The sequence below is a fragment of the Nocardioides sp. genome, from assembly GCF_025965415.1.
In the GTDB taxonomy this organism is placed as follows: domain Bacteria; phylum Actinomycetota; class Actinomycetes; order Propionibacteriales; family Nocardioidaceae; genus Nocardioides.
On record NZ_JAOPWY010000102.1, the window covers coordinates 1 to 16,110 of the forward strand.

Genomic DNA, 16,110 nt, shown 5'->3' on the forward strand with positions numbered 1-16,110 from the left:
GGCGGCTCGCGAGATCGCCACCCGTTTCGACTTCAAGGGCACCGGCGCGACGATCGAGTGGAAGGGCGAGAAGGCGATCGAGATCACCGCGTCGGCCGACGACCGTGCCAGCGCCGTCCTCAGCGTCTTCCAGGACAAGCTCATCAAGCGCGACCAGAGCCTGAAGATCCTCGACGCCTCCGAGCCGCGGCAGTCCGGGCAGCAGTCCAAGATCGGGATCGCGCTCAAGGAGGGCATCAGCTCCGAGGACGCGAAGAAGATCACGAAGCTGATCCGGGACGAGGGGCCCAAGGGCGTCAAGGCCCAGATCCAGGGCGACGAGCTGCGGGTCTCGTCGAAGAAGCGCGACGACCTCCAGGCCGTCCAGCAGCTGGTGAAGTCGCAGGACTACGACTTCGCGGTGCAGTTCACCAACTACCGCTGAGACCCGTCAGCGCCGGCCCAGCGGCTCACCCCGCGACGGCCGCCATCCTCGGGACCATCGTCGCCCCGTCCGCGGGGGTCAGCCACACGGTGCTGCCCTCCGCCAGGCCCTGCGCGCGGGCGTGGGTGCGGGTGGCCACGACCGACACCTCGTCGCCGTCGACAGTGAGCACGGTGAGCCGTACCTCGAAGCCGATCCGGACCATGCGCGAGATCGTCCCCTCGACGGCTCCGGCCAGGCGCGGCGTGATGTCCAGCTCCACGTCGTGGGGCCGCAGGGAGACGCCGCCCAGGTGGGTGACCTCGCCCAGGAACGACATCACGAAGTCGTTGGCCGGCTCGTCGTAGAGCTGGTCGGGGGTGCCGACCTGCTCGACGCGGCCCTCGTTGACGACCACGATCTCGTCGGCGACCTCGAGGGCCTCCTCCTGGTCGTGGGTCACGAAGACGGTGGTGACCTGCACCTCGTCGTGCAGGTTGCGCAGCCACTCCCGCAGCTCCTTGCGCACCTTGGCGTCGAGCGCACCGAACGGCTCGTCGAGGAGCAGGACCGACGGCTCGACGGCCAGCGCGCGGGCCAGGGCCATGCGCTGGCGCTGGCCACCCGAGAGCTGCGACGGCATCCGGTGGGAGAACTGCGAGAGGTGCACGAGCTTGAGCAGCTCGTCGACCCGGTGTGCGATCTCGTCCTTGGGGCGCTTGCGGATCTCGAGCCCGAAGGCGACGTTCTTGGCGACGCTCATGTGCTTGAACACCGCGTAGTGCTGGAAGACGAAGCCGACGTTGCGCTTCTGCGGCGGGAGGTGGGTGGCCTCCGTGCCCTCGATCGAGACGGTGCCGGAGTCGGCGGAGTCCAGACCGGCGATGATGCGCAGCAGGGTGGACTTGCCGCCTCCCGACGGCCCGAGCAGGGCGGTCAGCTGGCCGGTGGGCAGCGAGACGGTCACGTCGTCGAGAGCGACGAAGTCTCCGAACCGCTTGTTCAGGTGACGGACCTCGATACTCACTTCTTCTCCTTGGCAGGTTCGGGGTGCGCGCCCTCGTGGGGCCGCAGGATGGCGACGACGATCAGGCACAGCACCGACGCCACGACGAGGAGGAGCGACACCGAGTACGCCACGTCCTCATGGAAGTTCTGGTACTCCCGCTGCACCAGCAAGGTGGCGGTCTCCATGTCGCCGATGCTCCGCCCGGCGACGATCTTGACCGCGCCGAACTCACCGAGCGACCGGGCCAGGCTCAGCACCACGCCGTACACGATCGCCCAGCGGATGCCGGGCAGCGTGATCCGCCAGAAGGTCTGGATGCCGGTGGCGCCCAGGCTCCGGGCGGCCTGCTCCTGGTCGTCGCCGAGCTCCTCGAGGGTCGGGACGAGCTCGCGCACGATCAGCGGGAGGACCACGAAGCACGTGGCCATGACGATGCCCGGGGTGGCGAACACGATGTCGAAGCCGCGGTCGTGCAGCCCCTCACCGAACCACCCGTAGCGGGGGTTGTAGACCAGGACCAGCGCCAGGCCGACCACGACCGGTGAGACCGACAGCGGCAGGTCGATCAGCGCCGAGAGCAGGCGCTTGCCGGGAAAGTCGTAGCGCACGAGCAGCAGCGACATGCCCACGCCGAAGACCAGGTTGATGGACACGGCGATGACCGAGACCCGCAGGGTCAGCCACAGGGCGTGGGTGACGTCGGGGTCGCCGAGCGCGGTGCGCATGCCGTCGAGCCCGTCGGCGAAGGTGTTCTGCACGATGAGGCTCGTCGGCCAGGCCACCAGCAGGACGAGGTAGGACACGACGACGATCCGGAGGGCCCAGGTGGTGACCTTGGACTGCTTGCCCACCACGGTGCTCGCGCTAGCCACGGCGGGCCAGCCTTCGCTGCATGATGTCGAGCACCACGATCGCGAGCAGGGCCACCAGCAGCATGATGGTGGCGAGGGCCGCGGCCGCCGGCCGGTTGCCGCCCTCGAGGAGCGAGGCCATGCGGTACGACGTCACCTCGGTGCGGTTGGGCAGGTTGCCGGACAGGAGGACCAGCGAGCCGTACTCGCTGATGCCGCGGGCGAAGGAGAGAGCCGCGCCGGCGAAGATGGCGGGCACCAGGGTGGGCAGCACCACGCGGCGCAGGATGGTCAGGCGGTTGGCGCCCAGCGACGCCGCGGCGTCCTCGACGTCGGTCTCCATCTCCTCCATCACCGGCTGGACGGTCCGCACGATGAAGGGCAGCGTGACGAAGGCGATCGCCAGGAACACGGCCTTGCGCGTGTTCTCGAACTCCACGCCGATCGGCCCCTGGCTGCCGTAGAGCGCGAGCAGCACGAGGCCGGCCACGATCGTCGGCATCGCGAACGGGATGTCGATGATCAGGTCGAGGGCGCGCTTGCCCCAGAACCGGTCACGGACGAGGACCCAGGCGATCACGGTGCCCATGACCATGTTGATGGCGGTGGTCAGGAACGCCACGCCGACAGTCAGCTGCAGGGCGTTGACGGTCTGGCTGTTGGTGAGCGCCGACCGGTAGGTGCTCCATCCCCCGCCCGAGGCCTCGACGACCACGGCGGACAGCGGGATCAGGACGAGCAGGCTGAACCAGAGCATCCCCACCCCCAGTCCGAGGGTGGCGCCCGAGGTCAGTGCGCGCGGCCGGGTCGACCGGCGCTTGCGCGCCGGCCGACTGGTCGTCAGGGTCGCGGTGGACAAGGTCAGCTACCGACCCCGGACTCGGACTGGATCTCGGTGATGATGCCGAGGGGGTTGTCCTCTTCACCGTCGCCGAAGAACTTGTCGTTGGCCTCGCCCCAGCCGTTGAAGTCACCGTCGATGGTGAGCTCGGTCGCGGGCTCGGGGAAGGCGTTGGCCGGGTCGAGGGCACCCTCGACCTCGACAGCGCCGACGTCGACGAGCGGACGGAAGCCGAAGCCGGAGTAGAGCTTCTGGCCCTCCTCGGAGCGCTGGAACTCGAGGAAGTCGGCCGCCTGGTCGGGGGCGTCCTCGGTGACCGCGCACGGGTTCTCGATCAGCAGGGTCGTGTCGGGGATGACGTAGTCGAAGTCCTCACCGTTCTGGCGGGCGAGGATCGCCTCGTTCTCGTAGGAGAGCAGGACGTCGCCCTGGCCCTGCGTGAAGGCGGTGGTGGCGTCGCGACCGGAGTCGGGCAGCGCGGAGACGTGCTCGAACAGCTGGCCCATGTACGCCGCGGCGTCGTCCTCGCTGCCACCGTCGGAGATGACCGAGCCGTAGGCCGCGAGCAGGTTCCACTTGGCCGAGCCCGACGAGGCCGGGTTGGGGGTGACGACGGAGACGTCGTCCTTCACCAGGTCGTCCCAGCTGTCGATCTTCTTGGGGTTGCCCTTCGGCACCACCATGACGACGATCGACTGGGTGCAGATGCCCTTGGTGTCGCCGTCCTTCCAGTCCGCGGACACGATGCCGGCGTCGACCAGGCGGGTCATGTCGGGCTCGAGGGAGAAGTGCACGAGGTCGGCGTCCTGGCCGTCCACGACGCCACGGCTCATGTCACCGGACGCGCCGTAGGCGGGGCCGTCGAACGTGACGTCCGTGCCGGCTTCTGTCTTCTGGAAGGCGGCGAAGGCCGCGTCGTTGGGGGTCTCCATGACGGAGAAGCCCACGACCGCGAGGTTGGTGCCGCCGTCACCACCTTCGGAGTCCGCATCAGCGGAGCAAGCGGAAAGAGCCAACGCTCCGAGAAGGGCGGCCGCTACGGCGGCACGTGAACGGATCTGCATGGGGGGTACTCGACTTTCTTGATCGGTGAGCAATGTCGAGAAAGATACATGACTTTATGAACACGGAGCACATTGTCTCGCGTGTCGTGGATCACGGCTGTCGTGCACGTCACGTCCACGAGGTGGGGAGAGCCCTTGTCACGCTCGTGCCGCGACTAATGTGGGAGGTCGGGAGACCACTCGCGAGACACCAAGGAAGCAGGGCCAGAGGTGACCTCACCCGCCAAGCAGGTCAAGCAGCTCGACCGCGTCATCATCCGGTTCGCCGGCGACTCCGGCGACGGCATGCAGCTCACCGGTGACCGGTTCACCCAGGAGACCGCGGCCTTCGGCAACGACCTGGTGACGCTGCCCAACTTCCCCGCCGAGATCCGCGCGCCCCAGGGCACGCTCCCGGGCGTCTCGTCGTTCCAGGTGCACTTCGCCGACCACGACATCCTCACCGCGGGCGACGCCCCCGACGTGCTGGTCGCGATGAACCCCGCGGCGCTGCGCGCCAACCTGGGCGACCTCGCCAAGGGCGCGGCGATCATCGTCGACACCCACGACTTCACCGCGCGCAACCTGACCAAGGCCGGCTACACCGAGAACCCCCTCGACGGCGACACCCTCGCCGAGTACGCCGTGCACACGGTCGACCTGACCGGCATGACCGTCGAGGCGGTCAAGGAGTTCGGCCTCTCGCGCAAGGACGCCTCGCGCGCCAAGAACATGTTCGCCCTGGGCCTGCTGTCGTGGATGTACGGCCGGCCGACCAAGTCGACCCACGCGTTCTTGGCCAAGCGCTTCGCCAAGGTGCCCGACATCCGCGACGCCAACCTCGCCGCCTTCAAGGCCGGCTGGAACTTCGGTGAGACCACCGAGGCGTTCGTCGTCCGCTACGAGATCAAGCCGGCGCCGATGTCCCCCGGCACCTACCGCAACATCACCGGCAACCTGGCCCTGTCCTACGGCCTGATCGCCGGCGGCGTGCAGTCGGGCCTGTCGGTCTTCCTCGGCTCCTACCCGATCACCCCGGCCTCCGACATCCTCCACGAGCTGTCGAAGCACAAGGGGTTCGGCGTGACCACGTTCCAGGCCGAGGACGAGATCGCCGGCGTCGGTGCCGCCATCGGCGCGGCGTTCGCCGGCCAGCTCGGCGTGACCACGACCTCCGGTCCCGGCGTCGCGCTCAAGTCCGAGGCCGTCGGCCTGGCCGTGATGACCGAGCTCCCGCTCGTGGTCGTCGACGTCCAGCGCGGCGGCCCCTCGACCGGCCTGCCGACCAAGACCGAGCAGGCCGACCTGCTGCAGGCGATGTTCGGCCGCAACGGCGAGGCGCCGGTGCCGATCGTCGCGCCGCAGTCGCCGGGCGACTGCTTCGACGCCGCGGTCGAGGCGGTGCGGATCGCGATCACCTACCGCACGCCCGTGATGATCCTGTCCGACGGCTACCTCGCCAACGGCTCCGAGCCGTGGCGCATCCCGAGCCTCGACGAGCTCCCCACGATCGACCCGAACTTCGCGACGGAGAAGAACTACGGCACCGGCGACGACGCCGAGTTCTGGCCCTACCTCCGCGACGACGCGACGCTCGCGCGTCCGTGGGCGATCCCCGGCACCCCGGGCCTCGAGCACCGCATCGGCGGTCTCGAGAAGGGCGACGGTCACGGCAACATCTCCTACGACCCCGCCAACCACGACTTCATGGTCCGCACCCGTCAGGCCAAGGTCGACCGGATCGCCGACTCGCTGCCCCCGCTCGAGGTCGACGACCCGTCGGGCGAGGCCAAGGTGCTCGTGCTCGGATGGGGGTCGACGTACGGCCCCATCGGCGCCGGCGTACGCCGCGTGCGCAAGGCCGGCTACCACGTCGCCCAGACGCACCTGCGCCACCTCAACCCGTTCCCCCACGACCTCGGCGACGTGCTGCGTCGCTACGACAAGGTCCTCGTGCCCGAGATGAACCTCGGCCAGCTCTCGCTGCTGCTGCGCGCGAAGTACCTCGTCGACGTGGTCGGCTACAACGAGGTCCGCGGCCTCCCCCTCAAGGCGGCCGTCCTCGCCGACGTGATCGGCGGGCTCGTGGCCGAGGCCGAGGGCATCGACGTCGACGTCACCCCGAAGGAGAGCAACGATGACTGAGCTCGGCATCCCCGCCCTGCGCTCCGGCACCGAGTCGGTCCCCACCACCGACCAGCCGCAGACCGGCAAGGACTTCACCTCCGACCAGGAGGTGCGCTGGTGCCCCGGGTGCGGTGACTACGCCGTGCTCAAGGCCGTGCAGTCCTTCCTGCCCGACCTCGGCCTGCGCCGGGAGAACATCGTCTTCGTGTCCGGCATCGGGTGCTCCTCGCGGTTCCCCTACTACCTCGACACCTACGGCATGCACTCGATCCACGGCCGCGCGCCGTCCATCGCCACCGGCATCGCGACCGCGCGCGAGGACCTCTCAGTGTGGGTCGTGACCGGCGACGGCGACGCGCTGTCGATCGGTGGCAACCACCTGATCCACGCCCTGCGCCGCAACGTCAACATGACGATCCTGCTCTTCAACAACCGGATCTACGGTCTCACCAAGGGCCAGTACTCCCCCACCTCGGAGACCGGCAAGGTCACCAAGTCCACCCCGATGGGCTCGCTCGACCACCCCTTCAACCCGGTGTCGCTGGCGCTCGGTGCCGAGGCGTCCTTCGTCGCGCGCACCATCGACTCCGACCGCAAGCACCTCACGTCGGTGCTCGCCGCGGCCGCCGCGCACCGCGGCACGTCACTGGTCGAGATCTACCAGAACTGCCCGATCTTCAACGACGGCGCGTTCGACGCGATCAAGAACCCCGACACCAAGGCCGACGCGATCATCCCGCTGGTGCACGGCGAGCAGGTCCGCTTCGGCGCCCTCGGCGAGGACGGCCGGGGCACCCGCGCCCTCGTGCGCGACCGGAGCACCGGCAACATCCGGACGGTCGCGGTGGCCGACGTCGACGACGCCGACATCCTGGTGCACGACGCCCATCAGGACGACCCCTCCACGGCGTTCGCGATCTCGCGCCTCACCGACTCCGGCTACCTCAACCAGTCGCCGATCGGCATCTTCCGCCAGGTCGAGCGCCGGACGTACGACGACGCGGCCCGCGAGCAGGTGGCGGCCGCCCTCGGCGGCTCCGGAAATGACGACACCGCCGGCCGCGCCGCCCGTCTGGCGGCGCTGATCGGCGGTGGCGACACCTGGACGATCCTCTGACCCCGCGGGGTCTCGGCGTCCAGGGACGGGTCCGGGTCAGCGGAAGTAGAGGGTCCAGATCTGACCCTTGGTGTTGCCGAAGCCGTTGGAGTGATCGACCTTCGAGCGCCACTTCCAACGGCCACGCTCGGGGGCGTAGATGCGGGTCTTGAAGACACCGCTGTCGTTGGTCTTGACCTTCTTGACGGTCTTCCACTTGCAGCCGCCGCACGCCTTCTTGAGGATCTTCACCTTCTGGTTGGCGTAGGGCAGCGTGGTGCCGTCGGCCTGGGGCTCGGTGATCGTGCCCTTGAGCTTGAAGGCGTTGTAGGAGACCTGGTGCTGCCCAGGGGGGTTCTCGTCGATGATGCGCTTGGGCAAGGAGCCGGCGCTCGCTCCGGCGCTGAGCGCTCCGGTGACGAGCAGTGCAGCGACGATGGCCGCCAGGACGGTGCGGAGCATCCGCATGGTGATTCCCCCTCGAGAACGATGATCTGACTGGTCGCGGGACCCACGCCCGAGACGGCCCCATCGTAGGCGACGGTGCGCCCCTACACTTCCGGAGTGCCAGATAGCCGCCGCGGACTAATCCTGGGGGCTTCGGCCTACATCCTCTGGGGCGCCTTCCCCCTCTACTGGACCCTCCTCGAGCCCGGTGGTGCCGTCGAGATCCTGGCGCACCGGATCGTCTGGTCTCTGCTGACGATGCTGCTGATCCTCGTGCTGTCGGGCCGGGTGTCGCAGCTGAGGGCCCTCCTGCGCGACCGGCGCAAGCTGCTGCTCCTCACGGCGGCCGCGGTCGTCATCTCGGTGAACTGGGGCGGCTACATCTGGGGCGTCAACAACGGGCGCGTGGTGGAGACCTCGCTGGGCTACTTCATCAACCCGCTGGTTACGGTGCTGATGGGCGTCCTCGTCCTCGGTGAGCACCTCAGGCGGCTCCAGTGGGTGGCGATGGGCCTCGCGCTCGTGGCAGTGGTCGTGCTGACGATCGACTACGGCCGTCCACCGTGGGTGGCGCTCGTCCTGGCGTTCTCCTTCGGCACCTACGGGCTGGCCAAGAAGCAGGCGGACGTCGGTGCGGTGGAGAGCATCACCTTCGAGACCCTCGTGCTGGCGCCGGTCGCGGCGGCGTACGTCGCGTGGCTGGTGGCGACGGGCCAGTCCAACTTCGGCAGCCACGGGGTCGGCCACGCGGTCCTGTTCACCAGCACCGGCATCATCACCGCCATCCCGCTGATGCTCTTCGGTGCCGCGGCGATCCGCGTCTCGATGGTGTCGCTGGGGCTGCTGCAGTACCTCGCCCCGACCATCCAGTTCGCCCTCGGGATCCTCGTCTTCCACGAGGACATGCCGCCCAGCCGCTGGATCGGCTTCGGCCTGGTGTGGGTGGCCCTCGCGATGTTCACCGTCGAGGCGCTCAACCACCGGCGCCGCCAGCTGCGGCTCGTGGCGCACGCCAGCGCAGTGTGAGGCTGACTGGCGGTGATCCAGCCACCGTCGAGCGACCGCGAACGTGGCTCGACCACCGCTGCACGGCAGGCCATGCGTACGACACGCCAGCGGCGGTGATCCACCCACCGTCGAGCGACCGGGAACGTGGCTCGACCACCGCTCGAGAGGACCTCAGGCGGAGCGGTTGGCCACGATGTCGGCGAACGACGCCAGGGCGGTGCGCACGGGGCCCGGGTCGAGCACCTCGAGCAGCCTCTTGGCCTGCGCGGCCTGGCCCAGGACGTAGTCGCGGGCCTGGACCATCGCGGGGTGCTTGCGGAGCAGGTCGAGCGCCTCGGCGTGCTCGGCGTCGTCGGTCAGCGGCCTGCCCAGCAGCTCGAGGAGGCGGGCGTCGGCCGGGTCGGTGGAGGCCTGCGCCATAAGGACCGGGAGGGTCGGCACGCCCTCGCGCAGGTCGGTGCCCGGCGTCTTGCCCGAGGTGTCGGACTCGGAGGTGACGTCGAGGATGTCGTCGGAGAGCTGGAAGGCCGAGCCGACGATCTCGCCGTAGGCGCCGAGCGCCTCGACCACCTCGGGGCGGGCGCCGGAGAACATCGCGCCGTAGCGCGCCGAGGTGGCGATCAGCGAGCCGGTCTTGCCGGCGACGACCTCGAGGTAGTGGGCGAGCGGGTCCTCCCCCGGCTCGGGCTTCACGGTCTCGAGGATCTGCCCCTCGACGAGACGGGTGAATGTCCGGGCCTGGATCCGCACCGCGTCGGGACCGAGGTCGGCAGTGAGCTCGGAGGAGCGGCCGAAGAGGAAGTCGCCGGTGAGGATCGCGACGTGGTTGTCCCAGCGGGCGTTGGCCGTGTCGGCCCCCCGGCGTAGGGCCGCCTCGTCCATCACGTCGTCGTGGTAGAGCGAGGCCACATGGGTCAGCTCGACGACGCAGGCCGCGGTGTGGACCTCCTCGGCCTCCGGCTGGGGGCCGGTCTCGGCGGCCAGCAGCACCAGCAGCGGCCGGAACCGCTTGCCGCCGGCCATCATCAGGTGCGTCGCCGCGCGGGTGACGTACGGCGTACGCCCCTGGCAGTGGACGGCCAGCAGCTCCTCGATGCGGGCCAACCGCTCGACGAGCCGTGCCTCCAGCTCGGCGTCGACGACAGGCAGTGCGAGGGGGGAGGCGTCGGTCACCTGAGGAATTCTCCTGCAAGCCCCGCCAGGTCGAGCACCGGGCCCGGCAGGACGCCGAGCACGAGGGTCACGGCCGCCGACACCGCGATCGTGGTGGCGGTCAGGACCGACGGGTACGAGACGCTCGGGCCGTCGCCGACGGGCTTGTCGAAGTACATGACCTTGATGACCCGGACGTAGAGGAACGCGGCGATGATGCTCGCGATCACGGCAGCCACGACGACCGGCCAGGCGCCCGCGGCGAGGGCCACGGAGAAGACGGCGAGCTTGCCGACGAAGCCGGACGTCAACGGGATGCCCGCCATGGCCAGCAGGAAGAACGCGAAGACCCCTGCCACCACGGGCGACTCCTTGCCCAGTCCGGCCCAGCGGTCGATGACCGAGGTCTCGCCACCGGCGTCGCGGACCAGGCCCACCACGGCGAAGGCGCCGATCGTGGCGAAGCCGTAGGTGGTGAGGTAGAAGAGCACGGCCTGGAGCGAGGTGATCTCGCCGACGGCCAGCTGGTCGGCGGCCTGCAGGCCCACCACGCCGGTGAGGATGAAGCCGGTGTGGGCGACCGAGGAGTAGGCCAGCAGCCGCTTGATGTCGCTCTGGGTGATGGCCAGCGCAGCGCCGAGGAACATCGAGAGGACCGCGATGATCCACAGCATCGGCTGCCACGACCAGCGGTCGGCACCGAGGGCGACGTAGAACAGCCGCATGATCGCGCCGAAGGCGGCGACCTTGGTGCCGGCGGCCATGAAGGCGGTGACCGGCGTCGGGGCGCCCTGATAGACGTCGGGGGTCCAGGCCTGGAACGGGACGGCGCCGACCTTGAAGAGCAGGCCGACCGAGAGCAGGCCGGTGCCGATCAGCAGCAGGCTGCTGCTGCCGACGTCGTTGCGCACGGCCTCGTTGATCGAGGCGAAGCCCATCGAGCCGGCGAAGCCGTAGACCAGGGCCGCGCCGTAGAGGAAGAAGCCGGACGAGAAGGCGCCGAGGAGGAAGTACTTGAGCGCCGCCTCCTGGCTCAGCAGCCGGCGACGACGCGCGAGGCCGCTCAGGAGGTAGAGCGGGAGCGAGAGCACCTCGAGGCCGACGAACATGGTCAGCAGGTCGTTGGCCGCCGGGAAGAGCATCATCCCGAAGACCGCGAACATCATGAGCGGGTAGACCTCGGTGTGCTCGCGGTGGGCCGCGAGCGCCGCGGTCTCCGCGTCGGTGCCGGGCACCGCGGCGGCCTGGCCGGCGAAGGCGGAGACCCCGCCGTCGAGGTGACGCTCGGCGAAGAGCAGGACACCGCCGATGGCCAGCGCCAGCACGAGGCCCCAGATGAAGAGGCTCGGACCGTCGACGGCGATCGTGCCGCCGACCGCCAGGACGCCGCGCGCGGCGCCGTCGTCGTACGTCGTCACGTCGCGGGCGACCAGGACCACGCCGACCATGGCGACGACGAGGCCGGTCAGGGCGAGCACGACCTGCGCCACGTAGCGCGCGGAGCGCGGAGCGAAGGCCTCGACGACGACGCCGAGGCACGCCACACCGAAGACGACCAGCAGCGGCCACAGCTCGAAGTACTCGATGCTGGGCTTCACGAACTCGGTCACTGGTGACCACCCTCCTGGCCGATGCCCACACCTGCGAGGGAGTCGTGGACGAACGGGTTGATGACGTCGAGCAGCGGCATCGGGAAGAAGCCGAACAGCACGAGCGCGAGCAGCAGCGGAGCGACGATGCCGACCTCACGCCGGTCGAGGTCGGCCACCGGGGCCACCCCCTCCCGACCGGGACCGGTCATCGTGCGCTGGTACATCCAGAGCGCGTAGAAGGCCGCCAGGACGATGGCCAGCACCGCGACCGAGCCGACCAGCCAGTGGTGGTCGAAGGCGGCCACGATGACCATCAGCTCGGACACGAAGGGCGACAGCCCGGGCAGGCCGCAGGCGGCGAGGCCGGCGACCAGGAAGAAGCCCGCGAGCACGGGGGCGGTCTTCTCGACCCCGCCCATCTCGCGGATCGACGAGGTGCCGGTGCGCTGGATGAGGAAGCCGGCGACCAGGAACATCAGGGCGGTCGCGATGCCGTGATTGACCATGTAGAGGATCGCGCCGGAGCTGCCGGTCGAGCTGAACACGAAGATGCCCAGCACGATGAAGCCGAAGTGCGAGAGCGACGTGAGACCGATCAGGCGCAGGACGTCGTCCTGCCCGATCGCGACCAGCGCGCCGTAGATGATCGAGATCAGCGCCAGGACCACCACGACCGGCGTCGCCCACTGCGAGGCGTCGGGCAGCAGCCCGAGGCAGAACCGCAGCATGCCGAAGGTGCCGATCTTGTCGAGGATGCAGACCAGCAGCACCGAGGTGCCGGGGGTCGCCTTCTCGGTGGTGTCGGCCAGCCAGGTGTGGACCGGGAACATCGGCGCCTTGATCGCGAAGGCGATGAAGAAGCCGAGGAACAGCCAGCGCTGGGTGATCGGGTCGATGTCGATCGCGGCCAGGTCGCTGAGCAGGAAGCTCGGGGTGCCGGCGTTCGCGGAGACGACGTACAGGCCGATCACCGAGGCGAGCATCACCAGGCCACCGGCGAGCTGGTAGATCAGGAACTTGGTCGCCGCACGGCCACGGCCCGAGCGACCGAACCCACCGATCAGGAAGTAGGCCGGGATCAGCGTGGCCTCGAACACGACGTAGAAGAGGAGCACGTCGGTCGCGGTGAAGACGGCCAGCGACATCGCCTCGAGGGCCAGGGTCCAGGCGAAGAACGCCCGGGCGCCGCTGTTGCCCTCGGCCTCGGACTCGCGCCAGCCGGCCAGCAGGACGATCGGCACGAGGACGACGGTGAGCAGCACCATCAGCAGGCCCAGGCCGTCGACGCCGAGGGCGTAGTGGACGCCGAGCGACTCGACCCAGGTGTGGGTCTCCGTGAGCTGCATGCCCCCGCCCGCGTCGTACTGGGTGGCGGCGACGATGCCGGCGAGCAGCGTCGCGACCGCGAAGCCGATGCCGACGAGCCGCGCGAGCGCGCCGGGCACGAAGGCCGTGACGAGCGCGCCGACCAGCGGCAGCAGGATCAGGATTGTCAGCATCATGCGGGGTCCTCGCAGAGTTGTGCGGCAGAGGAGCGGAGCGGGGCAGGCGTAGAACTCTGTCGGGTGCTCAACCGAGGTTCACCGCCAGGAGGGCCAGGACGACCAGCAGGGCGCCGGCGAGGAGCGACAGGGCGTAGGAGCGGACGAACCCGTTCTGGAGCCGGCGCAGCGTGCGCGACAGGCCAACCATCACGGCCGACCCACCTTCGACGGTGCCGTCGACGCCGACCCGGTCGAAGGTGGTCAGGCCACCCACGACCGAGGCGCCGGGGCGCACCACGACGGCGTCGTTGATCGCGTCGCCGTAGAGGTCGGCGCGGGCCGCCCGGGTCGCGAACGACACGTCCTGGGGCGCCTCGCGCGGGATGTCGCGCTTGCCGACGAGGAACCAGGCGGTCGCGACGCCTGCGGCCACGACCAGGGTGATGAGCAGCGTGATGACGATCGCCGGGAGCGGCGGCTCGTGGTGCTCGGCCTGGCCGGTCACCGGCTCGAGCCAGGTCACGATCCAGTCGCCGGCGAGCAGGACGCCGCCCAGCACCGACAGTGCGGCGAGCACGATCAGCGGGACGGTCATGACCTTGGGCGACTCGTGCGGGTGCACGTCCTCGGCCCAACGCTTCTCGGTGAAGAAGGTCATGAGCATCAGGCGGGTCATGTAGAAGGCCGTGATGCCGGCGCCCAGCATGGCGAGCAGGCCGACCAGCAGGTTGTCGGCGAGTGCCGACTCGATGATCCGGTCCTTGGACCAGAAGCCGGAGAAGCCCGGGAACCCGATGATCGCGAGGTAGCCCATCGCGAAGGTCAAGAAGGTGACGGGCATGGCCTTGTTGAGCGCGCCGTAGTGCCGCATGTCGACGTCGTCGTCCATCCCGTGCATGACCGAGCCGGCACCGAGGAACATGTTGGCCTTGAAGAAGCCGTGCGTCAGCAGGTGGAAGATCGCGAACGGGTAGCCGACCGGGCCGAGGCCGGCGGCCAGCATCATGTAGCCGATCTGGCTCATCGTCGAGCCGGCGAGCGCCTTCTTGATGTCGTCCTTGGCGCAGCCGAGGATCGCACCCCACAGCAGCGTGACGGTGGCGACCACGACGACCGCGGTCTGGGCGACGGGCGTGAGCTCGTAGATGAAGTTGGACCGGACCACGAGGTAGACACCGGCGGTGACCATGGTCGCCGCGTGGATCAGGGCCGAGACCGGGGTCGGGCCCTCCATCGCGTCGAGCAGCCAGGCCTGGAGCGGCACCTGGGCCGACTTGCCGCAGGCGCCGAGCAGGAGCAGCAGGCCGAGGGCGTTGAGGGTGCCCTGGTCGGCGCTGCCGGCCAGCTCGCTGACGCCGCCGAAGTCGGTGGTGCCGAAGGTGGCGAACATCAGCGCGATCGCCAGCGACAGGCCGATGTCACCGACGCGGTTGATGACGAAGGCCTTCTTGGCGGCGGCCGCGGCGGAGGGCTTGTGCTGCCAGAAGCCGATGAGCAGGTACGACGCCAGGCCGACGCCCTCCCAGCCCAGGAACAGGCCCACGAAGTTGGCCGAGAGGATCAGCGTGAGCATCGCCGCGACGAACAGGTTGAGGTAGCCGAAGAACCGGCGCCGGCGCGGGTCGTGCTCCATGTAGCCGATGGCGTAGACGTGGATCAGCGAGCCGACACCGGTGATCAGCAGCAGGAACAGCGCGGCGAGCTGGTCGTAGAGGAGGTCCATGCCCACGCTGAGCGAGCCGGTCTCGAACCAGGTCCAGAGGTGCTGGCCGACCTGGCGCGACTCCGCGTCGCGACCCAGGAGCGCGACGAACAGCACCAGGCTGAGCACGAAGGACGCGACCGCGGCGGCCGTGCCGACGAGGTGGCCGTGCTTGTCGAGCGTCGCCTTGGCGCTGCCCGGGAGGAACGGTGCGACGCCGAGCAGCAGGAGGGCGCCGAGCAGTGGCAGGGCGATCACCAGCCACAGCAGGTCGAACACGCCACCGGCCCCGGTGTCGGGCGCGACCACGGGGATGTGGGCGCCTCCCTCCGCGGACAGAAGGACTGAGTGGGACAACAGGTTCACGGGTGCTCCCTCAGTACTTCAGCAGGCTGGCGTCGTCGACCGAGGCCGAGCGTCGGGTGCGGAAGATGGTCATGATGATCGCGAGGCCGATCACGACCTCGGCAGCCGCCACCACCATCACGAAGAAGGCGGTGATCTGGCCGTCGAGGTTGCCGTGCTGGCGGGCGAAGGCGACGAACGCCAGGTTGCTGGCGTTGAGCATCAGCTCGACGCACATGAACACGACGATGGCGTTGCGGCGGGTGAGCACACCCACGCAGCCGATCGTGAACAGGATCGCCGAGAGGACGACGTACTCGGTCACTTCTCGTCCTCCTCGGTGCTGGCGGTGGCGCCGGACTTGCCCGCCGTCTCGGGCTGCGAGTCCGGGACGCCCAGCTGGCGGCGTACGTCGACGATGTCGTCGGCCAGCGCCGGGGCCGAGCGGACGGTGCCGCGGGCGGCGAGCACGCGGGAGACCGAGGACTCGGCGGCGGTGCCGTCGGGCAGCAGGGCGGGGGTGTCGACCGCGTTGTGGCGGGCGTAGACGCCGGGCGAGGGCAGCGGGCCGAGGTGCTTGCCGTGGTCGGCGTAGTCGCGCAACCGCTGCGCGGCCATGTCGGCCTGGGTCGCCTTGGGCGTGAGGCGCTCACGGTGCGCGAGCACCATCGCGCCGAGCGCGGCCGTGATCAGCAGGGCGCTGGTGGCCTCGAAGGCGAAGACGTACCTCGAGAACAGGATGTTGGCGATGGCCGGCACGTTGCCGCCCGCGTTGGCCTCGTCGAGGCCCACCACGGTGCCGAAGGTGACCTGGCCGATCCCGAGCACCAGGACCGTGCCGAAGACCAGGCCGAGGACGACCGCCGTCGCCCGCTGGCCGCGGATCGTCTCCACGACCGAGTCGGAAGCATCGACACCGACGAGCATCACGACGAACAGGAAGAGCATCAGGATCGCGCCGGTGTAGACGACGATCTGCACCGCGAAGAGGAACGGTGCGTCGAGGACGG

At 69.6% G+C, this 16,110-nt stretch carries 15 protein-coding genes; 4 read left to right on the forward strand and 11 right to left on the reverse strand.

The features are described from left to right. Positions 1–424: YajQ family cyclic di-GMP-binding protein (locus tag JWN97_RS10705; protein WP_297622267.1), on the forward strand; the 424-nt coding region annotated here is incomplete at its 5' end. Positions 425–449: 25 nt separating this feature from the next. Here the strand turns inward: JWN97_RS10705 and JWN97_RS10710 are convergent. Genes JWN97_RS10710 through JWN97_RS10725 form a run of 4 tightly spaced genes read right to left on the reverse strand, consistent with a single transcriptional unit; the run spans position 450 to position 4,051 of the window. Next, entirely contained in the window at positions 450–1,430 is a 981-nt protein-coding gene (locus JWN97_RS10710) for a TOBE-like domain-containing protein (RefSeq protein WP_297622273.1), read from the reverse strand. Beyond that, positions 1,427–2,284 (reverse strand): sulfate ABC transporter permease subunit, encoded by an 858-nt coding sequence (locus tag JWN97_RS10715; RefSeq protein ID WP_297622275.1) that lies wholly within the window; start codon positions 2,282–2,284, stop codon positions 1,427–1,429. Before JWN97_RS10715 ends, JWN97_RS10710 begins: the two co-directional genes overlap by 4 nt. Beyond that, complete coding sequence (gene cysT, locus JWN97_RS10720) at positions 2,277–3,122, reverse strand: sulfate ABC transporter permease subunit CysT (RefSeq protein ID WP_297622277.1); 846 nt, start codon at positions 3,120–3,122, stop codon at positions 2,277–2,279. The genes JWN97_RS10715 and cysT overlap by 8 nt, the downstream gene beginning before the upstream one ends. A gap of 2 nt (positions 3,123–3,124) precedes the next feature. Beyond that, positions 3,125–4,051 (reverse strand): extracellular solute-binding protein, encoded by a 927-nt coding sequence (locus JWN97_RS10725; RefSeq protein ID WP_297622279.1) that lies wholly within the window; start codon positions 4,049–4,051, stop codon positions 3,125–3,127. Between the two features lie 327 nt (positions 4,052–4,378). Between JWN97_RS10725 and JWN97_RS10730 the strand changes: the two genes are divergently transcribed. Both JWN97_RS10730 and JWN97_RS10735 read left to right on the forward strand, forming a co-directional pair. After that, entirely contained in the window at positions 4,379–6,292 is a 1,914-nt protein-coding gene (locus JWN97_RS10730) for a 2-oxoacid:acceptor oxidoreductase subunit alpha (protein WP_297622281.1), read from the forward strand. After that, a complete protein-coding gene (locus JWN97_RS10735; RefSeq protein WP_297622283.1) occupies positions 6,285–7,391 on the forward strand; it encodes a 2-oxoacid:ferredoxin oxidoreductase subunit beta in 1,107 nt (368 codons plus the stop codon). The genes JWN97_RS10730 and JWN97_RS10735 overlap by 8 nt, the downstream gene beginning before the upstream one ends. Positions 7,392–7,427: 36 nt before the next feature. On the opposite strand, the gene JWN97_RS10740 is transcribed toward JWN97_RS10735, so the two are convergent. Further along, positions 7,428–7,832, reverse strand: a complete 405-nt coding sequence (locus tag JWN97_RS10740; RefSeq protein WP_297622285.1) for a hypothetical protein — start codon at positions 7,830–7,832, stop codon at positions 7,428–7,430. A 102-nt stretch (positions 7,833–7,934) separates the two neighbouring features. Between JWN97_RS10740 and rarD the strand changes: the two genes are divergently transcribed. Next, a complete protein-coding gene (gene rarD / locus JWN97_RS10745) occupies positions 7,935–8,843 on the forward strand; it encodes an EamA family transporter RarD (protein ID WP_297622287.1) in 909 nt (302 codons plus the stop codon). Positions 8,844–8,996: 153 nt separating this feature from the next. On the opposite strand, the gene JWN97_RS10750 is transcribed toward rarD, so the two are convergent. The 6 genes from JWN97_RS10750 to JWN97_RS10775 all read right to left on the reverse strand — a co-directional run. Then, positions 8,997–9,998, reverse strand: a complete 1,002-nt coding sequence (locus JWN97_RS10750; RefSeq protein ID WP_297622289.1) for a polyprenyl synthetase family protein — start codon at positions 9,996–9,998, stop codon at positions 8,997–8,999. Next, complete coding sequence (gene nuoN / locus JWN97_RS10755; protein ID WP_297622291.1) at positions 9,995–11,587, reverse strand: NADH-quinone oxidoreductase subunit NuoN; 1,593 nt, start codon at positions 11,585–11,587, stop codon at positions 9,995–9,997. The genes JWN97_RS10750 and nuoN overlap by 4 nt, the downstream gene beginning before the upstream one ends. Continuing rightward, positions 11,584–13,071 (reverse strand): NADH-quinone oxidoreductase subunit M, encoded by a 1,488-nt coding sequence (locus JWN97_RS10760; protein WP_363321280.1) that lies wholly within the window; start codon positions 13,069–13,071, stop codon positions 11,584–11,586. Before JWN97_RS10760 ends, nuoN begins: the two co-directional genes overlap by 4 nt. Before the next feature lie 67 nt (positions 13,072–13,138). Beyond that, positions 13,139–15,034: an NADH-quinone oxidoreductase subunit L gene (gene nuoL, locus JWN97_RS10765; protein ID WP_297622306.1), complete on the reverse strand. Its 1,896-nt coding sequence runs from the start codon at positions 15,032–15,034 to the stop codon at positions 13,139–13,141. Between the two features lie 97 nt (positions 15,035–15,131). Further along, positions 15,132–15,425: an NADH-quinone oxidoreductase subunit NuoK gene (nuoK, locus tag JWN97_RS10770; protein ID WP_297622293.1), complete on the reverse strand. Its 294-nt coding sequence runs from the start codon at positions 15,423–15,425 to the stop codon at positions 15,132–15,134. Next, positions 15,422–16,110: NADH-quinone oxidoreductase subunit J (locus JWN97_RS10775; RefSeq protein ID WP_297622301.1), on the reverse strand; the 689-nt coding region annotated here is incomplete at its 5' end. The genes JWN97_RS10775 and nuoK, both read right to left, overlap by 4 nt.

Coding starts and splice junctions, on each gene's coding strand:
- JWN97_RS10735 (WP_297622283.1), top strand. CDS start 6,285: ATGACTGAGCTCGGCATCCCCGCCCTGCGCTCCGGCACCGAGTCGGTC.
- JWN97_RS10740 (WP_297622285.1), bottom strand. CDS start 7,832: ATGCTCCGCACCGTCCTGGCGGCCATCGTCGCTGCACTGCTCGTCACC.
- JWN97_RS10760 (WP_363321280.1), bottom strand. CDS start 13,071: ATGATGCTGACAATCCTGATCCTGCTGCCGCTGGTCGGCGCGCTCGTC.